The organism is Croceibacterium atlanticum, from assembly GCF_001008165.2.
Lineage (GTDB): Bacteria > Pseudomonadota > Alphaproteobacteria > Sphingomonadales > Sphingomonadaceae > Croceibacterium_C > Croceibacterium_C atlanticum.
Map to the genome: position 1 here is coordinate 2,409,824 of NZ_CP011452.2, position 21,589 is coordinate 2,431,412.

Below are 21,589 nucleotides of genomic sequence, written 5' to 3' on the forward strand. Positions count from 1 at the left end.
GATCACCGGACCAGCTTCGCCAGTTCGGCAAAGGCACTGCCTTCGCGGGCCTGTGTCCTGCCGGGTTGCGGCGGGCGGCGATCCTTGCGCGGTGCGCGCCAGCTCCACAGCAATGGCGCGGGCGGGCCGAACGCCCCTTCGGGCAGGGCGCGGCTGTTACCGGGCCGGAACCCGGCATCGCGCATCAGCCGTCCGGCATTGTCGGGCAGCAGGCCCATGGAGGTGGCAAGGGCGCTGTCGACGGTAAATTGCCTGCCGCCGGATTTTGCCCGGCTGTCATGCGCGGCGCGGAACAGCTTTTCAGCCAGATCGACACGGATCGCCTGTTTGCCTGCCCTGCGGTAACCGGCGGGCACCTGTTTGCCGGCAGGGATCACGGCTTCCATCGTTTCACGCAGCGGCCGCTTGTCGATCCCGATCAGATGCATCAGCTTGCGCGGCGCGGGCTTCAGCAAGGCGGGGACGAATACGTCCAGCGCACCGATCATGACGCCAAGGCGCCGCAGCAAGGGCCTCTTTTCCTTCGGAATCTGCGCCAGGCCGGCAGCTTCGCGATGCACCGTTCCGCCACGGTCGGCGAGAGTGAGCAAAAGCGCGCGCACTTCCGATCCGGCTTCCGGATCGAGTGCCGCCTGTTCCAGCGCATTGAGCGGAGCGAGCGGGGCCAGCGCCCCTTCCAGCCAATGGGCAAGCGCTTCTTCCAGCCGGGAACGATGGGCGGGATCCAGCTTCCCCAGTTCCTTGGTCAGTTCGAGCCGCGGGCTGGCGCGGGTCTTGCCCGGTTCCAGCCGGGCGACGCATTGTTCCCCCCGCCATACTGCGCCCTGGGCAATCCGCAGATCGCCCAATTCGCTGTGCACCAGCTTTTGCGCCTTTTCGGCCAGCAATTGCGGCAGGTGCCGCTCCGCCGCGGCCAGCATCAGCTTGCGATCTTCCTGATCTGCCGTGGCATCGACCACGAAACGGAATCCTTCCAGATGGCCGATCGGATGACCTTCGACAGTCACCTGATCGCCGTCTTCAAGCGCAACACGCAGCAATCCTGCATCCTTTCCCATGGTTTTCATCAATACAGCAGTCCGGCGATTGACGAAACGCTCCGTCAAACGCTGGTGCAATGCATCCGACAGGCGCGCTTCCGCGGCGCGGGCGCGGGCGGCCATTTCGTCGCGCGCCAGCACCCAGTCGGGCCGCTGGCAGATATAGGCCCAGCTTCGGATCGCGGCGATCCGCCCTTGCAGCGTATCGATATCTCCTTGCGTCCGGTCCAGCTCGCCAATGCGGGCCGCCACATAGTCCGCGCCGAGATATCCCTCCCGCAGGTCACGCCACAACCGGGCGATGAAACGGCTGTGCATTTCAACGCCTTGCTGCCGGAAATCAGGCAATTGGCAGGCTTCCCAGAAACGCCGCACCATGCCCGGCGTCGTGACGCCACCGGCGAAGCCCGGATCCCCGGCAAGGCGTTTGAGAACAGCCAGGTCGATCGCTTCGGGCGCGGGCGCCAGCTGGTCCATATCCGGTCGCGCTTCCAGATCCGCCAGCAGCAGGCCCAGACTGTCGAAACGCGGCTCAGCCTCCCGCCAGAACAGCCGCGTGATCGGGGCGAAACGGTGATTCTCGATGGCAAAGACTTCGTCTTCGGTGAATTCGACCGGGCCGCCAGAACGGCTTCCGGCCAGAGTGCCGAATGTGCCATCCTGCTGATGCCGGCCTGCGCGCCCGGCGATCTGCGCCATTTCGGCCGGGGTCAGCCGTCTTTGCCGGATGCCGTCAAACTTGGAAAGCGCGGCGAAAGCGACATGGCTGACGTCAAGATTGAGGCCCATGCCGATGGCATCCGTGGCGACGATGTAATCCACTTCGCCATTCTGGAAGAGTTCGACCTGCCGATTGCGGGTTTCGGGGCTCAACGCCCCCATCACCACGGCCGCCCCGCCGCGGAAACGCCGCAGCATTTCTGCCACCGCATAAACCTGCTCAATGGAGAAGGCGACCACGGCGGAGCGCGGCGGCAGGCGGGACAATTTGCGCGCACCCGCATGGGTCAGCGTGGAAAAGCGCGGCCTTTCGGAAATCTCGATCCCGGGCAGCAGCGCTTTCACCACGGGTTCCAGCGTGGCGGCGCCCAGCAGCAAGGTTTCTTCCCGGCCCCGCGCATTCAGCAGCCGATCGGTAAAGATATGCCCGCGTTCGCGATCGGCGGAAAGCTGCGCCTCGTCCAGGGCGACAAAGGCCTTGTCACCGCCATCACGCGGCATCGCCTCCGCCGTGCAGAGAAGATAGCGGGCTCCGGGCGGTTCGATCCGCTCTTCCCCCGTGATCAATGCTGTCGCGGCGTCACCCTTGATTGCGCGAACCTTGTCATAGACTTCACGCGCCAGCAGCCGCAGCGGAAAGCCGATTGCCCCGCTGGAATGACCGCACATCCGCTCAATCGCGAGATGGGTCTTGCCGGTATTTGTCGGGCCCAGGACGGCGCGCAGCCGGCTGTCGGTACGGGACGATATCACAATGGCTGCAATGTGGCTGTCCAGCGCCGCCGCCGCAACCCGGTTCCCGCGAATCGCCACGTTTCAGCGCAGGGCGGACTCGACTTGCCGCGCTTTATGCGAATTTAACTTTATGACGCCACTTACCTGCTTAAAGAAGCGCAAGGGTTGGGATTCACGGGCTTTCTTGCACCCCAGGGGCGGATTTTCGCCAATTCGGAGGGGATTTTGTTCAAGGATCGGACGAGCGATGCGGTGGAACAGGCGGGGGCGCATGAACGCTCCGCGCAGCTTTCGCGCGCGCAGATCCTGCCGGACCCGGCACCCAGCCGCATTGCCCGCGTCAACAGCTTCGCTGAACGCTATGGCGAATGGCGCCAGCAATTGTCGCTGAAACTGGCGCGGAACGATATTGCACCGGATCTGGCGCAGCAGATCGGTTCGGCCCGCTGGCTGCGCGGCGCGGCCACGCTGATCGGTCTTGGCGGGCTGGCGCTGGCCGCCTGGCCCGATTTCAGTCCGTTGACTGCCGCCCCCGCCATGTATCTGGACGATGATGCGCGGGACGAATTCCGCAGCCAGATGATCATGCCGCTGGCTCTGGGTGCCGATAGCGGACGCCGCATGGGCGCCACCCAGGCGGTGGTTCCTTTGAAAAGTGCGCCGGAACGGCCGCGGCTGGATCTGGTGGCCACGCTTTCCACCGGCGACAGTTTCGAACGCATGTTGCAGCGCGCGGGCGTTGGGCCGGCGGAAGCTGAACGGGTGGCCGGGATGGTCGCCGGGGCCATGCCGCTGGATGAAATCAAGCCGGGCACGCAAGTCGATATCACGCTGGGCCGCCGCCCCACCGCCGATGCGCCGCGCCCGCTCGATGCGCTGTCTTTCCGCGCACGGTTCGATCTCGAAATCGCCGTGGATCGGCAGGATGGCCGCCTTGCGCTGGATCCCCGGCCGATCAAGGTGGATACCACGCCGTTGCGCATACGGGGCAAGGTTGGTTCCAGCCTGTACCGATCGGCCCGCGCGGCAGGCGCCCCGGCCAGGGCAGTGCAGCAATATCTGCGTGCGATTGGGCAGGGCGTGGACCTGAACCGCTCGATCGCATCGGGCGATGAATTCGATCTCATCGTGGATTACCGGCGCGCCGCCACTGGCGAAGTGGAAGCGGGCGAATTGCTCTATGCTGGTCTGCTGCGGGATGGAAAGCCGCGCGCCCAGCTGATGCGCTGGGGCAAGGACGGCGAATATTATGAAGCGTCCGGCGTTGCGGAACAGCGTAGCGGGCTGATTGCCCCGGTGCCGGGGCGTATCACGTCACGCTATGGCATGCGCAAGCATCCGATCCTCGGCTACAAGAGGATGCATCGCGGGCTGGATTTCAAGGCGACCTATGGCACGCCGATCTATGCTGCGAATGATGGCAGGGTGGAATTTTCCGGCCGCAATGGCGGGCATGGCAATTACGTCAGGATCGGCCATGGCAGCGGGCTTGCCACCGGATATTCGCATATGAGCCGGATCGCGGTGAAGAATGGCACGCAGGTGAAGCGCGGCCAGGTTATCGGCTATGTCGGATCCACTGGCCTCTCCACCGGGCCGCATCTCCATTATGAAATGTATCGCAATGGCAAGACGGTGGATCCTTCCAGTGTCAGCTTTGTCACGCGTGCCCAGCTTGCCGGCCATGAACTCGCCAATTTCCGCGCGAAACTGGCCGATCTGCAGACGGTTGAACCTGGCGCAGCTCTCGCGCGGATCGAACCGGATGCCCAGTTGGCGGAGCGGCCTCAGCGCGAAATCGACCGGCTGGATAACCGCCAGAAGGTCGGCTGAGCGGGGCCGATTGCCCAGCACCGCCTTTTGGGCGTAGAGGCGCTGACATTATGAGCGCTTCCTATCCCGCAATCCGCATGCGTCGCAGCCGCGCCACGGCCTGGAGCCGGGCCATGCATCGCGAAACGATCCTCACCCCGGCGGACCTGATCTGGCCGCTATTCGTGACCGAAGGGCGGGGCGTGGAAGACCCGGTGGCATCGCTTCCCGGCGTGTCTCGCTGGTCGCTGGATGGTATTGCCGCGCGGGCGAAGGAAGCGGTCGAACTCGGTATCCCGTGCCTGGCCCTGTTCCCGAACACGCCTGCGGATCGCCGTAGCGATGACGGGGCGGAGGCTTTCAATCCCGACAATCTGATGTGCCGTGCAATCCGGACAATCCGTGACGCATGCGGCGACGATATCGGCGTTCTGACCGATGTCGCGCTCGATCCCTATACCGCGCATGGGCAGGATGGGTTGCTGGATCAGGCAGGCTATGTCGTGAATGACGATACGGTGGCAGTCCTGGTGGACCAGGCGGTGAACCAGGCAGAAGCAGGGGCCGATATCGTTGCCCCGTCAGACATGATGGATGGCCGGGTCAAGGCGATCCGCATGGCTCTGGAAATGGGCGGGCACCACAATGTCCAGATCATGAGCTATGCCGCCAAATATGCCTCCGCCTTTTATGGTCCGTTCCGCGATGCGGTGGGTTCCGGCGGCCTGTTGAAGGGCGACAAGAAAAGTTACCAGATGGATCCGGCCAACACGCAGGAGGCGCTGCGCGAGGTTGCGCTGGATATAGCGGAAGGCGCCGACAGCGTGATGGTGAAGCCGGGCCTTCCCTATCTGGACGTTCTGGCGCGTGTGCGCGACAGGTTCGATGTGCCGGTCTTCGCTTATCAGGTGAGCGGCGAATACGCGATGATCGAAGCCGCGGCCGCCGCTGGCGCGGGCGACCGCGAAGCGCTGGTCCTTGAAACGCTGCTGGCGTTCAAGCGTGCCGGCGCCGCAGGGGTGCTGACCTATCATGCGCCACTCGCGGCAAGGTTGCTCGGTGGCTGACGGGGAAGCCTTCCATCAGGAAACGGAAAGGCTGGTTCTGCGGGACTGGCGCGAAACGGATTGGGATGAATTCCTGCGCCTGACCAATGCGCCTGCCGTCATGCGCTGGCTTGGCGGTGTGATGGACGATGAAGGTATCGCCAAGGCGCGGGAACGGATCGAATCCTACCGGCGCGATCACGGCCACACTTTCTGGGTGGTCGAACGCAGGAATGATGGCGGCCATCTATCGGGCGAGATGCTGGGGTTCTGCGGTCTCAAGCGGGCCAACCAGCCGGGCGGACCGATTGGCGACATGGAGATCGGCTGGCGCCTGCGTGAAGATGCCTGGGGCCGGGGCTATGCACGCGAAGCGGCAGAGCGGGCGCTGCAGGTGGGGTTCCTGGATTATTCGGCGCCGCATATCATTGCCCTGACGGCGGAGCGGAATGTCGGCAGCTGGCGGTTGATGGAGCGGCTGGGCATGGCCCGGCGGCGCGATCTGGATTTCAACAGCCCGGATTTCGACCCTGAACTGGGCACGATCATCGCCTATTCGATCACGCGTGCAGAATGGGATGCTAATTCAACGCCGCAAAGCGGAGCAGCAGCATGAACGAGCGTTTTCCCTGGGCCACCATATTGCCTTTTGAAGGCAAGGTTCCGCAAATCCACGAAACGGCCTTCATCGCGCCGGGCGCGCGGATCATCGGCGATGTCACGATCGGGCCGGAAGCCAGCGTCTGGTATAATTGCGTGCTGCGGGGCGACATCCACCGCATCGAAGTGGGTGCACGCTCCAATGTTCAGGATGGCAGCGTCTTCCATGTGGAGGGGCCGCGCCCGGACACGGAAGGCTGCCCGACAATCATCGGTGAGGATTGCGTGATCGGCCATATGGCAGTGGTGCATGGCTGCACGCTGGAAGATCGTGCCTTTGTCGGCATGGGGGCGGTGGCGATGGATGATTGCCGCATCGGGCAAGGTGCCATGCTGGGCGCCGGTGCCCTTCTCAGCCCGGGCAAGCAGATCCCGCCGCGCCAGATATGGATCGGCCGGCCGGCAAAATTCCTCAAGGAACAGAGCGAGGCGCAGGTCGAGAAGATCCGTTTTCAGACAGAGCGTTATTGCCAATTGGCAAAGCGCCACCTTGCGACACTCAATGGCGCGGCCGAAGCCTGATTTTCCGCCGGCCCCTGCCATTCGCGCCCTTGCCGATACAGAAGGGCGGCTGGCGCTGCGCGTTACGCCCGGCGCCCGGCAGGAAGGGCTGGAGATAAGCGACGGCAAATTGCTGGTGAAAGTCCGCGCCAAGCCGAAAGACGGCGAAGCGAATGATGCCGTTCTCGCCATGCTGGCCAAGGCGCTGGGCACGGCGACATCGCGATTGCACTTGTTGCGCGGCGCAACTGGGCGCGACAAGCTCGTCCAGCTCGACTGATCAGCGTTCGGGCTCGTCCCATTCGGGCGGCTTGCCCATACGTTCGCGCATGCGCAGCGCCAGGCCGAATGCAACGCCGACGCCGATCGCGACGGTCAGATCCGCCACCACCGTCAATATGAGAGTCATGATCAGCAGAAGACGGTCACTCGCCGGTGCCTGCCAATAGCTCTTCCACTTATGCGGTTCGGTCATGTTCCAGGCCGTGAGGATGAGCAGCGCGGCAAGGGCCGGCAGGGCCATATATCCGGCAAGCGGTCCGGCCAGCAGCAGCACGAGCAATATGATCAGCGCATGGACAATGCCGGCCACCGGCGTGCGTCCGCCGGCGCGGACATTGGTTGCGGTGCGGGCGATCGCGCCGGTGGCAGGAAGACCGCCGAACAGGGCTGAACCGATATTGGCCCAACCCTGGGCCAATACTTCCGCATTGGGCCGATGCTTTCCCTCGATCATGCGGTCGGCCACCATCGCTGACAGAAGCGATTCGATCGCCGCCAGGAAAGCGATGACCACGGCAGAGGGGAACAGCTCGGTAAGCCGGGCAAGGGTAATTTCGGGGATGGCGGGAGCGGGCAGGCCGCGTGGCAGTTCGCCATAGCGCGAAGCGACGCTGTCGGCGTCCAGCCCGAAGAGGAAGACCGCCGTGGAAACGACTGCCACGGCGATGATCGGCCCCGGCACGCGGGGTGACATGCGCCGCAGCAGGACGATAAGTATCAGCGCAACCAGCCCGACGCCCAGAGCCGCCCAGTTCAGCGTATCCCGCACGGCCCAGAGCGCGGCGATCTTCTCCAGGAAGTCCGCCGGGACGTTCTCCGCCTCCAGGCCCAGGAAATCCTTCAGCTGGCTAGTGCCGATGATCACGCCGATGCCAATGGTGAAGCCGTTGACCACGGGCTGCGGAACATATGCGACCAGGCTGCCCGCACGAAGAAGCCCGGCAATGACCAGGATCGCGCCCGCCATCAGAGTGGCCAGAACCAGCCCGTCATACCCATGTTCGGCGATGACTGAATAGACGACGACGATGAAGGCGCCGGTCGGTCCGCCCACCTGTACCCGGCTGCCGCCAAGCGCTGAAATCAGCAAACCGCCGACAATCGCCGTGACGAGCCCCACGGCTGGCGTGGCGCCCGAAGCGATGGCGATGGCGATACTCAGGGGAATGGCGACCATGGCCACGGTCGCGCCCGCAAAGGCATCCTGCGCGAACTGCTCGGGCGAATAATCCCGCAGAGTCGTCAGCAATTTGGGCTTCATCACTGCCCAACTAGGCCATTGTTGCAAGTTTTGCAATAAAACTGGTCTTGTGGCGGCGTTGATCAGGTCAATCGCGGATCAAGTCGCGCAGGGCATGTATTCTATCCGCTTCATGGGCGGGCTTGTCCCAGCGGATGCGGTGAATGCGCGGAAAACGCATTGCCAGGCCCGATTTATGTCTCTTGCTGAGATGGACGGAATCGAAGGCCACTTCGAATACCAGGCTCTTGTCCGTTTCGCGCACGGGGCCGAAGCGGTTGACCGTGTTCTGCCGCACATGCCGGTCCAGCAGTTTCAGTTCCTCATCCGTGAAGCCGGAATAGGCTTTGCCCACCGGCAGCAGATCGGCCCCTTCGTCGGGATCGCCATCCCAACAGCCGAACGTGTAATCGGAATAGAAGCTGGAGCGTTTGCCATTGCCGCGCTGGGCATACATCAGCACGCAATCGACGAGCAGCGGATCGCGTTTCCACTTGTACCATAGCCCGGTCTTGCGTCCGGCCACATAGGGCGCATCGCGGCGTTTCAGCATCAGCCCTTCGATGGAATCGTCGCGCGCGCCTTCGCGAAGTCGCGCCAATTGGGCGAAATCATCCGCCGGGACCATCTGGCTGATGTCGAACCGATCTTCGGGAAGCCGCTGCATCAGCGTTTCCAGCTGTTCGCGGCGCTGATGCCACGGGGATTCGCGCAGATCTTCGCCATCCAGCAGCAGCACATCATACAGGCGGACAAAGGCCGGCAGTTCGGCCAGCATCTTTTTGGGCACGGTCTTGCGGCCGAGCCGCTGCTGCAGCGCGTTGAAACTGGCCGCGCCGCCTTCCTCTCCACCCTGATGGCTGCCGCGGACCAGCAATTCCCCATCCAGAACGGCGGGGATGCGCAGCGCGTCGGCCATTTCGGGGAAGGAGCCGGTAATATCATCTCCGGAACGGGAATAGAGCCGCGTTTCCCCGCCCGCATGGGCCAGTTGCACGCGGATGCCGTCCCATTTCCACTCTGCCACGTAATGCTGCAGGTCCAGTTCCTCTTCCTCCAGCGGATGGGCGAGCATGAAGGGGCGGAACAGCGGCATGTTCGCAGTGTCGGGCGGATCGGCGCCTTGCGCAGCCCAGGCGAACAGTTCGGCAAAGGGCGGGGAAAGCGCGTGCCAATATTCCTCCACATCCTCCACTGTGACATCAAATGCCTGGGCAAAGGCCAGCTTGGCCAGGCGGGCGGAAACGCCCATCCGCATACCGCCCGTGGCCAGCTTGATCAGTGCATAGCGTGCTTCGGGGGAAAGCCGGTCGAACAGACGCGGCAATTCCTCCATCACCGATGCGCGCGTCATGCCCTGCAGCAGTTCCACTGCTTCGCTCACAGTCGGGGGCGGCGCGACTTCCCCCGAGGGATCGGGCCAGAGCAGGCTGGCCGTTTCGGCCGTGTCGCCCACGAAATCGCGGCTCAATGACCAGAGCGCGGGATCGACCCTTTCCGCCATCAGCTTGCGGACAGTCCCCGCCTTTACCGCCGGGAAATCAAGCTCTCCGGTCAGGCCGGCCAGCGCCCATCCGCGATCCGGATCGGGCGTCTGACGCAAATAATCGGCAATCAGGGCCAGTTTGCCATTGCGGCTGCGCATGAAGACCAATGCGTCGACCAGGGCAGCAAATTCTTCCATCACCCTCAGTCGTCCTCGTCCTCATAGCCGATCAGGGCCAGCGCGCGGGCCCGCCGCTGGTTCAGCTGGCACCAGCGAAGCAGCGCTTCTTCCCGGCCATGGGTGATCCAGCTTTCCGCCGGATCCACTTCGGCAATGGTGCGGGTGAGTTCGGACCAGTCGGCATGGTCGGAAATGATCAGCGGCAATTCCACATTCCGCTGCCTTGCGCGCTGGCGCACCCGCATCCACCCGCTCGCCATGGCGGTGATCGGATCGGGCAGGCGCCTGCTCCAGCGATCATTGAGGGCGGAGGGCGGGCTCAGCACTATGGCGCCGCGCATATCCTCCTTCGCATGGTCGGAAACAAGCGCAAGCGGGCCGAGATCAACGCCAAATTCCTGATAAAGCCGACACATTCTTTCCAGAGCGCCATGCAGATAGATGACACCGTGATGCCCGGCGGCCCGCAGTTCCGCGATCACGCGCTGCGCCTTGCCCAGCGCATAGGCCCCCACCAGCACGCAGCGATCCGGATTATCCGCCAGCGCTTTCAGCAATTTGCCGATTTCCTGTTCGATCGGCGGATGGATGAATACCGGCAGGCCGAAGGTCGCCTCGGTCACGAAGATATCGCAAGGGGTCACTTTGAAGGCAGGGCAGGTGGGGTCCGGACGGCGTTTGTAATCCCCGGTGACGATCACCCTCTCCCCCGCATGTTCCAGCAGGATCTGCGCCGAACCCAGCACATGCCCGGCAGGCAGGAAGGTCGCATCCACACCGCCGCCGAGCCGAAGCGTCTCGCCATAGCTGACCGGCTCCGCCCCTTCGCGTGTCTGGTATCGCAATTCCATGATCGCCAGCGTTTCCGGCGTGGCGATGGTCCGGCCATGTCCGCCGCGCGCATGGTCGGCATGGCCGTGAGTCACCAGCGCTTGCGGAACGGCAACGGACGGATCGATCCAGCAATCCGCCGGAACGACGTGGATTCCATGGGGTTCGGGACGGATCCAGGAGAAGTCGGCGCTCATCGCTGGAGGTAAACGGCGCCGATAGCGGCTTCGTTCCGCCTCAATCCCCGGCTTTCGCCTTGTCCTGTTGCTGTTTCTGCCAGGCGGCGATTGCCGGATTGTCCCGCAAGATCATGCCGAAGGGATCCAGCACGTAATGCGCATCGGGCAGGATCAGGTCCACACTGCCCGTTCCATCCACCATCGGCACATGCACCAGCCGGTCGCTGACCTGCACGTCAACCGGCATGGCGAAGGTCTGGTCCGACCCGCTTTCCCACTTCAGGCGGAGCATACGCCCATCCTGTTCGGCAATCAGGCGGGGCAGTTCCGCCTGCCGCAGATAGGCATCGAAGAACCAGCCCAGATCGCGGCCGCTTTCTTCCTCTGCGATCTGCCGGAACTCCGCGGTTGTCCCCCGGCGTGGAGCAAAATTGCCCGGCGCAGGGTCCGGTCGGCCATAAACCATCCTGCGCAGAGAGGCGAAGAATGCGTCGTCGCCGATCAGGCCGCGCAAGGTGTGGGCGATCCAGGCGCCCTTGTAATATATGTCCTGCCCCCATTTCGCATCTGCATCGTCATAAAGCGTGCTCGACACTTCTTCATGCGGCGCAACAGGCACGCGGGAATGGATGCGCTTGCGCAGCCCCCACATCGCCGCGTCATAGGCCAGGTGGCCGTCTTTCCATTCAAGGAAAAGCGGCTGCATGTAAGTGCCGAACCCTTCATGCAGCCACAGATCGGATACGCGCGCGCCCGTCAGCTGGTTGGCAAACCATTCATGCGCGAATTCGTGCTGCATCAGCTCGTCATAGCCTTCGGGCGAGGCGACGAATTCATTGCCATAGGCATTGATCGTCTGGTGCTCCATCCCCTTGTGCGGCGTTTCCGCCACGCCGACCTTTTCATCGGAAAAGGGATAGGGGCCGATCGTGCTCTCGAAGAAATCGAGATAGGTGTGCATTTCCGCGATCAGGCTTTCAGCATTCTCTTCCTGTCCAGGCAGATGCCAGAACTGGATCGGGAAACTGTTGCCATACCGGCTGGTATATTCGGCTTCAGCCAGCTCATACGGGCCGATTTGCAGCGATACGCCGTAATCATTGGGCGCCTTGGCCCGCCAGTGATAGCTGGACCAGCCGCCCTTTTCCTCCACACTCACCAGCTTGCCGTTGGAAGCGGCCGTCAGGCCGGAAGGCACTGTCACCACAAGGTCCAGCACACCCACGCGCTTGCTCGGATGATCCAGGCAGGGCCAGAACAGATCGCAGCCGGTGCCCTGTACGGCGGTGGCGATCCAGTCCTTCCCCTGCGGTGTCCTGGCCCAGACGAAACCGCCATCCCAGGGCGCGTTCGGTGCGACCCGGGGTTCACCCGAATAGGCGATTTCGACCTGCACGGTTTCATCGGCGGCAATCGGGGCGGGCAGGGCAATAATCAGCTTGCCGCCGTCATTTTTCCAGCTGCTGTCCGGACGGACCGTGCCATTCACGCTGATCCGTGAAATGGCAAAGCGCGGATCAAGGTCGAATTCCACGCTGTCGAGCGGGGTGATGGCCTGCACCGTGTAAAGCGCCAGGCCCGAAATGGATTTGCTGTCCGGATCGACACGAAGGGAAAGGCCGAGATGCGGCGTTTCCATCGCCTGCTTGATTTCATCCATCGGGGCGCCGGATTCGGCCGTATAGGGCGCGATGTCGCCCGATGCGGGATCGGTAAAGGCAGCGGCCGGCGCGGAAAGCGCGAGCGGCAGGGCGAGGCAATAAAAAAGGCGGGGCTTCATGCCCCGCCTTCTTGGCCGCGAAGGCCGGACAGTCAATCCTGAGCGTCCGAACCCTTGCTTTCTTCCGCCGGCGCTTCCGGCTTCTTCCTGGCGCTGCTCTTGCGGCGGCGCTTCGGCTTGGCCTTGGGCGGGGCCGGGGTGAGTTCGAAGGAAAGCCTGTCCTCCTTCACGCTGACATGGACTTCGCCGCCCTGGGCCAGCTTGCCGAACAGCAATTCCTCCGCCAGCGGCTGCTTCACCTTGTCCTGGATCAGGCGTGCCATCGGCCGTGCGCCATACAGCTTGTCATAACCGCGCTTGGCCAGCCATTCACGCGCATCGCCATCGAACTGGATATGCACATTCTGTTCGGCCAGCTGCAGTTCCAGCTGCAGGATGAACTTGTCGACCACGCGGCTGACCGTTTCCGGCGCCAGATAGGCAAAGGGTACGATCGCATCCAGGCGGTTGCGGAATTCGGGGGTGAACATCTTCTTCACCGCCTCTTCACTGGCTTCCACCTTGGTGCCCGCGCCGAAACCGATGCCCTGCTTGGCGGCATCCGCCGCACCGGCATTGGTGGTCATCACCAGCACGACATTGCGGAAATCCACTGTCTTGCCGTGATGATCGGTCAGCCGGCCATTATCCATCACCTGCAACAATATGTTGAACAGGTCCGGATGCGCCTTCTCGATTTCGTCGAGCAGCAGCACGCAATGCGGATGCTGGTCGATCGCATCGGTCAGCAGGCCGCCCTGATCATAGCCGACATAGCCCGGAGGCGCACCGATCAGGCGCGATACGCTGTGCCGTTCCATATATTCGGACATGTCGAAGCGTTTCAGTTCGATGCCCATGATGGACGCAAGCTGGCGCGCCACTTCGGTCTTGCCGACGCCGGTGGGGCCGGAAAACAGGAAGCTGCCGATCGGCTTGTCCGGATCGCGCAGGCCCGCGCGTGACAGCTTCATCGCGGTGGAAAGCACCTCGATGGCCTTGTCCTGCCCATAGACGACCCGCTTCAGATCCTTCTCCAGGCTGGCAAGGGCGGCCTTGTCGTCCTTGCTGACCGATTTCGGCGGAATCCGGGCCATTGTCGCGATGACCTTCTCGATATCCCTGGCCGTGATCGACTTGCGCCGACGGCTCGGCGGGACGAGCATCTGCATCGCGCCGACTTCGTCGATCACGTCGATCGCCTTGTCAGGCAATTTGCGGTCATTGATATAGCGGGCGCTCATCTCGACCGCGGTCTTGATGGCGTCCGGCGTGTATTTGACCTTGTGATGTTCTTCAAAGGCGCTGCGCAGCCCCTTGAGGATCTTTACCGTATCCTCGACGCTCGGTTCATTCACGTCAATCTTCTGGAAGCGCCGCAGCAATGCGCGGTCCTTCTCGAAATGATTGCGGAATTCCTTGTAGGTCGTCGAACCGATGCAGCGGATTGCGCCGCTGGACAGGGCGGGTTTCAGCAGGTTCGATGCGTCCATGGCACCCCCACTGGTCGCACCTGCGCCGATGACCGTGTGAATTTCATCGATGAACAGGACGGCTTCGGGCATTTTTTCGAGTTCGGAGACGACTTGCTTCAGCCGTTCCTCGAAATCGCCGCGATAGCGTGTGCCGGCCAGCAGCGCGCCCATGTCGAGCGAGTAGATGACCGCGTCTTCCAGAACTTCGGGCACGTCCCCTTCCACGATCTTGCGCGCCAGGCCTTCCGCGATGGCGGTCTTGCCCACGCCCGGATCGCCCACATAAAGCGGGTTGTTCTTGCTGCGGCGGCAGAGGATCTGGATCGTCCGGTCCACTTCCGGCGCGCGGCCGATCAGCGGGTCCACCTTCCCGTCCAGCGCCTTCTGGTTCAGATTGACGCAGAACTGGTCGAGTGCGGAATCCTTCTTGTTCTTTTCCGGCTTTTCCTCGGCCCTGGTTTCCGGTTCTTCGGAACCCTGCGGCGGGCGGCTTTCCACCTGGCGGCCACCCTTGCCGATTCCATGGCTGATATAGCTGACCGCATCCAGCCGGCTCATATCCTGCTGCTGCAGGAAATAGACGGCATAGCTGTCCCGCTCGGAAAACAGGGCGACGAGGACATTGGCGCCCGTCACCGTGTCCTTGCCGCTGGACTGCACATGCAGAATGGCGCGCTGGATCACCCGCTGGAACCCGGCAGTGGGCTGGGGATCGGCTTCGTCTTCCGTCTTGAGCGACTGATATTCCTGATCGAGATACTGGCGGACAACATTGGCCAGTTCGCCAAGGTCCACACCGCATGCGGTCATCACTTCGGCCGCGTCCGGATCTTCCACCAATGCCAGCAGCAAATGTTCCAGCGTGGCATATTCATGCGTCCGGTCGGTCGCATGCTGTAACGCTGTGTGGAGTGTCTTTTCAAGGGATTGGGCGAAACTTGGCATGGCTCAGCTGTCCGTTGGGTTACGATCCGAAGGTGATCAGTCTGCAGGGGCGATTATGAATATGTTGGAAATGGCACGGCGCCCCCGCCCCGGGGCGCTTTGTCATGAACGATATGGGGCGCTGCAGCGCGATTGCGAGAGGAAGCGGGGCCGAAACCGGCCCCATCAATCGGTATCCCGGGGCTTGAACAGCGCATCCGCCATGTCGCGATGGCTCGCCGCTTTGGCGTGATGCGCCCTGACGCGCTCTATTTCCGCTTCCAGAAGGCGAATACGCGCCATCAACTCGTCCTGGGAATAGGTATCGAGTGCTTCGCCGGCCAGCCGGCTTGCGGCATCGCCGCGCATCCGGGGGAGATCATCGTCCTCCATCAAGAACGCAGCATCTCTTGCCCGCCGCTTGCTGTCAATGGGGGCAGGCATTAGGCTTGTGCAACGTGCTGGAATGCAACAATGGCTCGCATGGAACAGGCAGCTGGGGGGCATATGCCGGGGAAAATTCCCGAAACGATGATCGCGATCGGAATCGCCGAACCCGGTGAAGCCGACGTTCTGCGCGAAGAGGAAAGGCCCGTACCCCGGCCCGGCAGGGACCAGGTCCTGATCCGCACGGCCTATGCCGGGGTCAACCGGCCAGATATATTGCAGCGCAAGGGGCTGTATCCCCCGCCCGAAGGCGCATCGGACATTCCCGGTCTGGAAGTGGCGGGGAAGATCGTGGCGATTGGCGACGGGGTGGCCAGTTCCCTGCTCGGCACGCAGGTCTGCGCATTGCTCGGCGGCGGGGGTTATGCCCAATATTGCCTGGCAAATGCGAATCACTGCCTGCAGGTGCCGGACGGACTGGCTCCCGAACTTGCCGCGGCATTTCCCGAAACCCTGTTTACCGTCTGGCACAATGTCTTTGGCCGGGGCTGGGCACGGCAGGGTGAAACCCTGCTGGTGCATGGCGGAACCAGTGGCATCGGAACGATGGCGATCAAGCTTGCCAAGCTGTTCGACCTCACCGTGATCGTCACTTGCGGGACGGACGAAAAATGCGCTGCCGCGCGCGCGATCGGCGCCGATCATGCAATCAATTACAAAACGGCCGATTTCGTCGAGGAAGTGAAGCGGATCACCGGCGGGGCGGGTGTGAATCTGGTGCTGGACATGGTCGCCGGCGATTACACCCAGCGCAATCTCGATTGCCTGGCGGAAGATGGGCGGCTGGTCACGATTGCGGTGCTGGGCGGCGCGAAAGCCACCATCAACATGGCGAAACTGATGGTGCGCCGCCAGACGATCACCGGATCCACGCTGCGGTCCCGGCCGGACAGTTTCAAGGCCTTGTTGGCTGCCGAGATCGAACAGAATCTCTGGCCCTTCGTGGAAGAAGGCCGGTTAACGCCGGAACTGGATCGCATCTTCCCCCTGGGCGAAGCCGCCGCGGCCCATCGCCGGATGGAAGGGGGGGAGCATATCGGCAAGATCGTGTTGCAGGTGCCGCATGGATGACGTGCTGACCCTCCACGAAGATCCGCGCAGCGGCAATTGCTACAAGATTCGCCTCACCGCTGCCCTGCTGGGCCTGCCGATCAAGCGCGTGCAATATGACATAATGCGCGGGGAAACCCGCACGCGCGAATTCCTGCTGAACGTCAATTCCAACGGGCGCATCCCGGTATTGCAGATCGGGGACAGGTTCCTGCCCGAAAGCAATGCGGCTTGCTGGTATCTGGCCGAAGATACCGAATTAATACCGCAGGATCGCTTCATGCGGGCGGATATGCTGCGGTGGATGTTCTTCGAACAATATAATCATGAACCGAACATCGCGACCTTGCGTTTCTGGTTCGCTTTCGTGGGCGAAGCGCATCTTTCAGCAGAGCAGATCGCGCAGGTCCCGGCCAAGCGGATCGCCGGGGAAGATGCGCTTGCGATCATGGATAACCATCTGAAAAACAAGGATTGGTTTGTCGGCGATGCACCTTCTGTCGCTGACATATCGCTCTATGCCTACACCCATGTGTGCGAAGCGGGCGGTTTCCGCCTGCAGGACCGGCCGAATGTCTGTGCCTGGCTTGAACGCGTGGCCGGATTGCCCGGCTATGTGCCGATGGATTGACCCGGAAAAGCAACAAAGTCGCTGAACTGTCCCGGAATTGTGAATCGCCTGTCATAAACGGCATTCATAGGCACGAAACCAAGGCGGTTATCTTGGGGCTGTGCACATGTTTGGCGCATTTATTGAAGGCGGTATTGAAAATGACGGCGTAATTGCCGCCTTTCCGCGATTCGAGGATCACGAACCCTGCGTGAAGGAACCCGATCCCGGACAGGGGGAACGGCGCAAGTTCCGCACGATCTGGATCAGCGACATCCATCTCGGCACACGGGGCTGCAATGCGGAGATGCTGATCGATTTCCTCGACAGCGTGGACAGCGATACGATGTATCTGGTCGGCGATATCATCGATGGCTGGCGCCTGAAGAAGAAGTTCTATTGGCCCGATAGCCATAACGACATCGTCTGGCGCATATTGAAACGGGCGAAGCGGGGGACGCGCATCGTCTATATTCCCGGCAATCATGACGAGATGTTCCGCCAGTTCACCGGCCTGCATTTCGGCGGTGTCGAAATCCGCCGGGCCGCCTTTCACGAAACTGCAGACGGGCGCCGCCTGATGGTCATCCATGGGGACGAATTCGACGCCGTCATGCTGGCCCATCGCTGGCTCGCCTTCGTGGGGGACGCGCTTTACACGATGACGATGCGGCTCAACCATTCGGTCAATGTGGTCCGCCGCAGGTTGGGCCTGCCCTATTGGTCACTGTCCAGGATGGCCAAGCACAAGGTCAAGAACGCGGTGGAATTCATTTCCCGTTACGAGGAAGTGGTTGCCCGCGCGGCGGCCCAGCGCGGGGTGGATGGCGTTGTCTGCGGCCATATCCACACGGCGGAATTCCGCGATTTCGACGGGATCGAATATTGGAACGATGGCGATTGGGTGGAAGGTTGCAACGCCCTTGTCGAACATGCGGACGGCACGATGGAAATACTCCACTGGGCCGATGAGATTGCCAGGCGTGACAATCAACCGCAGCCGACCGGAATCTCCGCCGAAGCCGGGATAGCGGCCGCAGCCTGAGCTGTGGTGCGCAGGTAATGCCATGAAGATAGCTATCGTCACCGATGCATGGGCGCCGCAAGTCAATGGCGTGGTGCGCACGCTTGGCGAAGTTACGGCCGAATTGCGGCGTCGCGGGCATGAATTGCTGGTGATTTCACCGGAACTCTACCGCTCCGTCCCGTGCCCGACCTATCCGGAAATTCGCCTTGCGCTGGCGGGGCGCCATTCGGTCGGGGCGCGGATAGATGCGTTTGCGCCGCGTGCCGTCCATATCGCCACGGAAGGGCCGCTGGGTCTGGCCGCGCGGCGCCATTGCCTTTCATCGGGGCTTGGCTTCACCACGGCCTATCACACGCAATTCCCGCAATATCTTGCCCGGAGGACGGGAATGCCGGCCAGCCTGTTCTGGCCTTATATCCGCTGGTTTCACGGCCCCTCTGCGGGGATCATGGTCGCGACCGAGACAGTGAGGCGGGAATTGCGGCGCCAGCGCCTGTCCCATTTGCGCCATTGGTCGCGCGGGGTGGACCTCGCCTGTTTCAGTCCGGACATTGCCCCGCCGGACATGTTCTTCAATCTTCCGCGTCCGATCCAGCTTTATGTCGGCCGGGTAGCCCCGGAAAAGAACATAGAAGCCTTCCTCTCCAACACTCATCGCGGTTCCAGGGTCGTTGTCGGGGACGGTCCGGATCTTGCGCGGCTGAAGGCGGAATTTCCCGATGCGCATTTCCTCGGTCGGCAAAGCGGGCGGGCCTTGGCAGCCTGCTATGCCGGGGCCGATATATTCGTGTTTCCCAGCATGACCGACACGTTCGGCCTGGTCATGATCGAAGCGCTGGCCTGCGGCACGCCTGTCGCCGCCTATCCCGTCCCGGGCCCGCTCGACGTGTTGAACGCCAGATCGGGCGCCATGGCGGCACGGCTGGAAGATGCGATTGCCCGCGCCCTGACCCTGAAGCGCGAAGACTGCCTGGCCCATGGTCGCAGCTTCAGCTGGCAGGCCAGTGTGGACCAGTTCCTTGCCGCGCTGGAACCCGGAGAAACGGGTGGTGTGGCTCATTCTCATGGGCCGGTGGCCGGCATCGCCTGAAAGCTTAATAATTGCCCTGACGGACTAAGCTTGCCGTTTATCCACGAAAGCCTTACATTGGGCCCTGCATGGCCGCTCCGAAAGGGGCGGCCCTTCTATTTTTTGCCGGAGAGATATCGTGGCCCAGCCCACTCCCCTGATGCCGCATGCGACCGCTTCCTGGCTGGTTGACAATACTGCGCTCAGCTTCGACCAGATTGCCGAATTCTGCGGCCTGCATATCCTCGAAGTGCAGGCAATGGCGGATGATCTCGCCAGTTCCAAATATACGGGGCGCGATCCCGTCCATTCGGGCGAGTTGACGCATGACGAGATCGAAAAAGGGCAGGCCGATCCGAATTATCGCCTGAAGATGCACCGGGCTCCGGTCGATGTCAGCCGCACCAAGGGGCCGCGCTATACGCCTGTGTCCAAGCGGCAGGACAAGCCCGATGGCATTGCCTGGATCATTCGCAACCACCCGGAAATCTCCGATGCGCAGATCGGCAAGCTGATCGGCACGACGCGCAACACGATCAACGCCATTCGCGACCGGTCGCATTGGAACATCCAGAACATTCAGGCCAAGGATCCGGTGACTCTCGGCCTGTGTTCGCAGCGCGAGCTGGACGCGGCGGTGGCCAAGGCTGCCAAGCGTGCCGGGCCGAGCGAAGAGGGTGAAGAACAGGCCGTGCCCGATCAGCGCGATGAAAAGGAAAAGCTGATCGAGGAACTGCGTGCTGAACGCGAAGCGGCGGCCAAGGCTGCAGTCGAAGCCGCGCAGGAAGCCGAAGCCGAAGCATGGCTGGAAGCGAAGCGCGCCGCCGAAGCGGGCGAATCGAACGGCTGAACCGCACCTTGCGGAAAGAAAAAGGGCCGGCCCCGTGTGGGGTCCGGCCCTTTTTCGTGCCTGATTTGTGCAGGGCCTATCCCGCGAGCGACAGATGCGGTTCGTCGCCTTCGTCCTTGCTGTTCTTTTCCGCCTTCGGGCCCGGGGCCTGTACCGTTTCACTGGCATCCGGGGCGAACCGGCCGGCCACGCTGGCACCCTGTTCGATGGTCAGCGTTTCGTAATGGACATCGCCTTCGATCCGCGCGCTTTTCAGCACGATCAATTCGCGGGCGGTAATCGTGCCCTGAACCGTGCCCGCCAGGCGGGCGCTTTCTGCCGTAATTGCGCCTTCGACCAGGCTGGTATCGCCCTGGACGAGTGAGGCGCAGGAAATATCGCCCCGAACCGTCCCGTCGATATGCAGATCGGCCCGGGCTTCGACATCGCCCTTGATGACGACGTCGGCGCCGATCACCGAGAAGGTCGATCCATTACTCACTGGCGCTGCCGTCGGTTTCTTCGTTGATGGCCCGGGCTTCTTCGAGAACATGAGGGGCAGTCTCCAGGAAGGGACGCGGATTCACCGCGCGTCCATTGATGCGCACTTCGAAATGCAGGTGCGGTCCGGTGGAACGGCCGGTGCTGCCGATTGCGCCGATAATATCTCCCGGCGCGACTTTCTGGCCCACCTTGGCCTTCCACCGCGACATATGGGCGTAACGCGTCATCAGCCCGTTGCCGTGGCTGATTTCCACCACCTTGCCATAGCCGGAACGCCGGCCGACAAAGCTGACCTTGCCCTGGGCGGCGGCATGGATCGGCGCGCCATAACCCCCGCCGAAATCGAGGCCGGAATGCATGGCAGCAGCGCCGGTGAAGGGATCGCGGCGATAGCCGAAGCCCGATGAAATGGCGTTATGATCTGCCGGCATGACCTGCGGAATGCTGCTGAGGCTCTGTTCAAGCGCATTCATCCGCTCAAGACTGGCGCCGAGCCGGGCAAACCGCGGATCGAGCGAGCCGTCATGTGCGGTGGAGAGCTTGACCAGCGGGCCACCCAGTCCGCGCCGGGTAGCAGTGATACTTGCCGGGTTGAGCCCCAGCTTGCGCATGGCCTCTTCCGCCTTTTCGGCCCGGCGATCGGCATAGCGGGTCAGTTTTTCGACAAAGGCGATCTGCCGCGCTTCCAGTTTCGCGAGGCCTGCCGCTTCGGGGATGGCGGCACTGACCTTCTCGATCGTGCGGGCGGTTTCATCCGTGCTGTCGGACACTGTTTCATCCGGGCGGACATCGTCCGGCAGCATGGGCAGCACGCTTTCGATGAAATCCTGCCTGCGGGCGAGATCTTCCGTCGCTTCTTCCAGATTGTCGCGATAGGCATTCACCCGGCTTTCCGCCGTTGCCACTTTCACTTCCCGGTCCAGCAAGCTGGCGCGTTCCGCGCTGGCGCGCCACTGGCTGATCGCCATCACGCCCATTGATATCGCCCAGCCGAGCAGCAGCAGGGCAACCAGCCCGGCCACGGTCATCTGCAGGCGCGATGTTATCTTTATGAAGCGGACGTGGCCCTGCGAACGCATGAAAAATTCGCGCTCCGGGAACCAGCCCTGTAGGCGGTCCCGAAATCCGCCAGCAGTTTGTGTATCCAAAACGACCCCGTAGTCCCGCGTAATTTGATACCGAC

General features: G+C 62.6%; 19 protein-coding genes. 10 read left to right on the plus strand and 9 right to left on the minus strand.

Going from position 1 to position 21,589, the window contains the following annotated elements:
• Window positions 1-2: 2 nt before the first annotated feature.
• Complete coding sequence (locus tag WYH_RS11390) at window positions 3-2,513, minus strand: helicase-related protein (RefSeq protein ID WP_413226726.1); 2,511 nt, start codon at window positions 2,511-2,513, stop codon at window positions 3-5.
• A 207-nt stretch (window positions 2,514-2,720) separates the two neighbouring features.
• On the opposite strand from WYH_RS11390, the gene WYH_RS11395 reads away from it, so the two are divergent.
• The 5 genes from WYH_RS11395 to WYH_RS11415 are packed head-to-tail and all read left to right on the plus strand — an operon-like array spanning window position 2,721 to window position 6,794.
• Entirely contained in the window at window positions 2,721-4,328 is a 1,608-nt protein-coding gene (locus tag WYH_RS11395; protein WP_221232084.1) for a M23 family metallopeptidase, read from the plus strand.
• Between the two features lie 47 nt (window positions 4,329-4,375).
• Window positions 4,376-5,374, plus strand: a complete 999-nt coding sequence (gene hemB / locus WYH_RS11400; RefSeq protein WP_156320130.1) for a porphobilinogen synthase — start codon at window positions 4,376-4,378, stop codon at window positions 5,372-5,374.
• Complete coding sequence (locus WYH_RS11405; protein WP_046903931.1) at window positions 5,367-5,969, plus strand: GNAT family N-acetyltransferase; 603 nt, start codon at window positions 5,367-5,369, stop codon at window positions 5,967-5,969. Before hemB ends, WYH_RS11405 begins: the two co-directional genes overlap by 8 nt.
• Complete coding sequence (locus tag WYH_RS11410; RefSeq protein ID WP_046903932.1) at window positions 5,966-6,535, plus strand: gamma carbonic anhydrase family protein; 570 nt, start codon at window positions 5,966-5,968, stop codon at window positions 6,533-6,535. The genes WYH_RS11405 and WYH_RS11410 overlap by 4 nt, the downstream gene beginning before the upstream one ends.
• Window positions 6,516-6,794: a DUF167 domain-containing protein gene (locus WYH_RS11415; protein WP_046903933.1), complete on the plus strand. Its 279-nt coding sequence runs from the start codon at window positions 6,516-6,518 to the stop codon at window positions 6,792-6,794. The genes WYH_RS11410 and WYH_RS11415 overlap by 20 nt, the downstream gene beginning before the upstream one ends.
• Here WYH_RS11415 and WYH_RS11420 read toward each other — a convergent pair whose 3' ends face one another.
• The 6 genes from WYH_RS11420 to WYH_RS11445 form a co-directional block, all read right to left on the minus strand.
• On the minus strand, window positions 6,795-8,057 hold the full coding sequence (locus WYH_RS11420; RefSeq protein WP_046903934.1) for a SulP family inorganic anion transporter: 1,263 nt from the start codon (window positions 8,055-8,057) through the stop codon (window positions 6,795-6,797).
• Window positions 8,058-8,124: 67 nt separating this feature from the next.
• The gene (locus WYH_RS11425) at window positions 8,125-9,720 is read right to left on the minus strand and encodes a cisplatin damage response ATP-dependent DNA ligase (RefSeq protein ID WP_046905106.1); all 1,596 of its coding nucleotides are present in this window, start codon (window positions 9,718-9,720) and stop codon (window positions 8,125-8,127) included.
• 5 nt (window positions 9,721-9,725) lie between these two features.
• Window positions 9,726-10,730 (minus strand): ligase-associated DNA damage response exonuclease, encoded by a 1,005-nt coding sequence (locus tag WYH_RS11430; protein WP_046903935.1) that lies wholly within the window; start codon window positions 10,728-10,730, stop codon window positions 9,726-9,728.
• Window positions 10,731-10,770: 40 nt separating this feature from the next.
• Window positions 10,771-12,492, minus strand: coding sequence for a M1 family metallopeptidase (locus WYH_RS11435; protein ID WP_046903936.1), 1,722 nt, complete (start codon window positions 12,490-12,492; stop codon window positions 10,771-10,773).
• 32 nt (window positions 12,493-12,524) lie between these two features.
• Window positions 12,525-14,891, minus strand: coding sequence for an ATP-dependent Clp protease ATP-binding subunit ClpA (gene clpA, locus WYH_RS11440; RefSeq protein ID WP_046903937.1), 2,367 nt, complete (start codon window positions 14,889-14,891; stop codon window positions 12,525-12,527).
• A gap of 165 nt (window positions 14,892-15,056) precedes the next feature.
• Window positions 15,057-15,263: a DUF1192 domain-containing protein gene (locus WYH_RS11445; RefSeq protein ID WP_046905107.1), complete on the minus strand. Its 207-nt coding sequence runs from the start codon at window positions 15,261-15,263 to the stop codon at window positions 15,057-15,059.
• Window positions 15,264-15,401: 138 nt separating this feature from the next.
• On the opposite strand from WYH_RS11445, the gene WYH_RS11450 reads away from it, so the two are divergent.
• The 5 genes from WYH_RS11450 to WYH_RS11470 all read left to right on the plus strand — a co-directional run bounded on the left by WYH_RS11450 (window position 15,402) and on the right by WYH_RS11470 (window position 19,923).
• Window positions 15,402-16,388 carry an NAD(P)H-quinone oxidoreductase gene (locus WYH_RS11450; RefSeq protein ID WP_413226725.1) on the plus strand — a complete coding sequence of 329 codons (987 nt, stop codon included), beginning with the start codon at window positions 15,402-15,404 and terminating at the stop codon, window positions 16,386-16,388.
• The gene (locus WYH_RS11455; RefSeq protein WP_046903938.1) at window positions 16,381-16,998 is read left to right on the plus strand and encodes a glutathione S-transferase family protein; all 618 of its coding nucleotides are present in this window, start codon (window positions 16,381-16,383) and stop codon (window positions 16,996-16,998) included. The genes WYH_RS11450 and WYH_RS11455 overlap by 8 nt, the downstream gene beginning before the upstream one ends.
• 106 nt (window positions 16,999-17,104) lie before the next feature.
• Window positions 17,105-18,022, plus strand: coding sequence for a UDP-2,3-diacylglucosamine diphosphatase (locus WYH_RS11460; protein ID WP_082347960.1), 918 nt, complete (start codon window positions 17,105-17,107; stop codon window positions 18,020-18,022).
• 22 nt (window positions 18,023-18,044) lie between these two features.
• Window positions 18,045-19,094, plus strand: coding sequence for a glycosyltransferase family 4 protein (locus WYH_RS11465; protein WP_046903939.1), 1,050 nt, complete (start codon window positions 18,045-18,047; stop codon window positions 19,092-19,094).
• 118 nt (window positions 19,095-19,212) lie between these two features.
• On the plus strand, window positions 19,213-19,923 hold the full coding sequence (locus WYH_RS11470; RefSeq protein WP_046903940.1) for a DUF1013 domain-containing protein: 711 nt from the start codon (window positions 19,213-19,215) through the stop codon (window positions 19,921-19,923).
• Between the two features lie 76 nt (window positions 19,924-19,999).
• Here the strand turns inward: WYH_RS11470 and WYH_RS11475 are convergent, their stop codons facing one another.
• Both WYH_RS11475 and WYH_RS11480 read right to left on the minus strand, forming a co-directional pair.
• Window positions 20,000-20,404, minus strand: a complete 405-nt coding sequence (locus WYH_RS11475; RefSeq protein WP_046903941.1) for a bactofilin family protein — start codon at window positions 20,402-20,404, stop codon at window positions 20,000-20,002.
• A complete protein-coding gene (locus tag WYH_RS11480) occupies window positions 20,397-21,554 on the minus strand; it encodes a M23 family metallopeptidase (protein ID WP_046903942.1) in 1,158 nt (385 codons plus the stop codon). The genes WYH_RS11475 and WYH_RS11480 overlap by 8 nt, the downstream gene beginning before the upstream one ends.
• Window positions 21,555-21,589 lie beyond the last annotated feature (35 nt).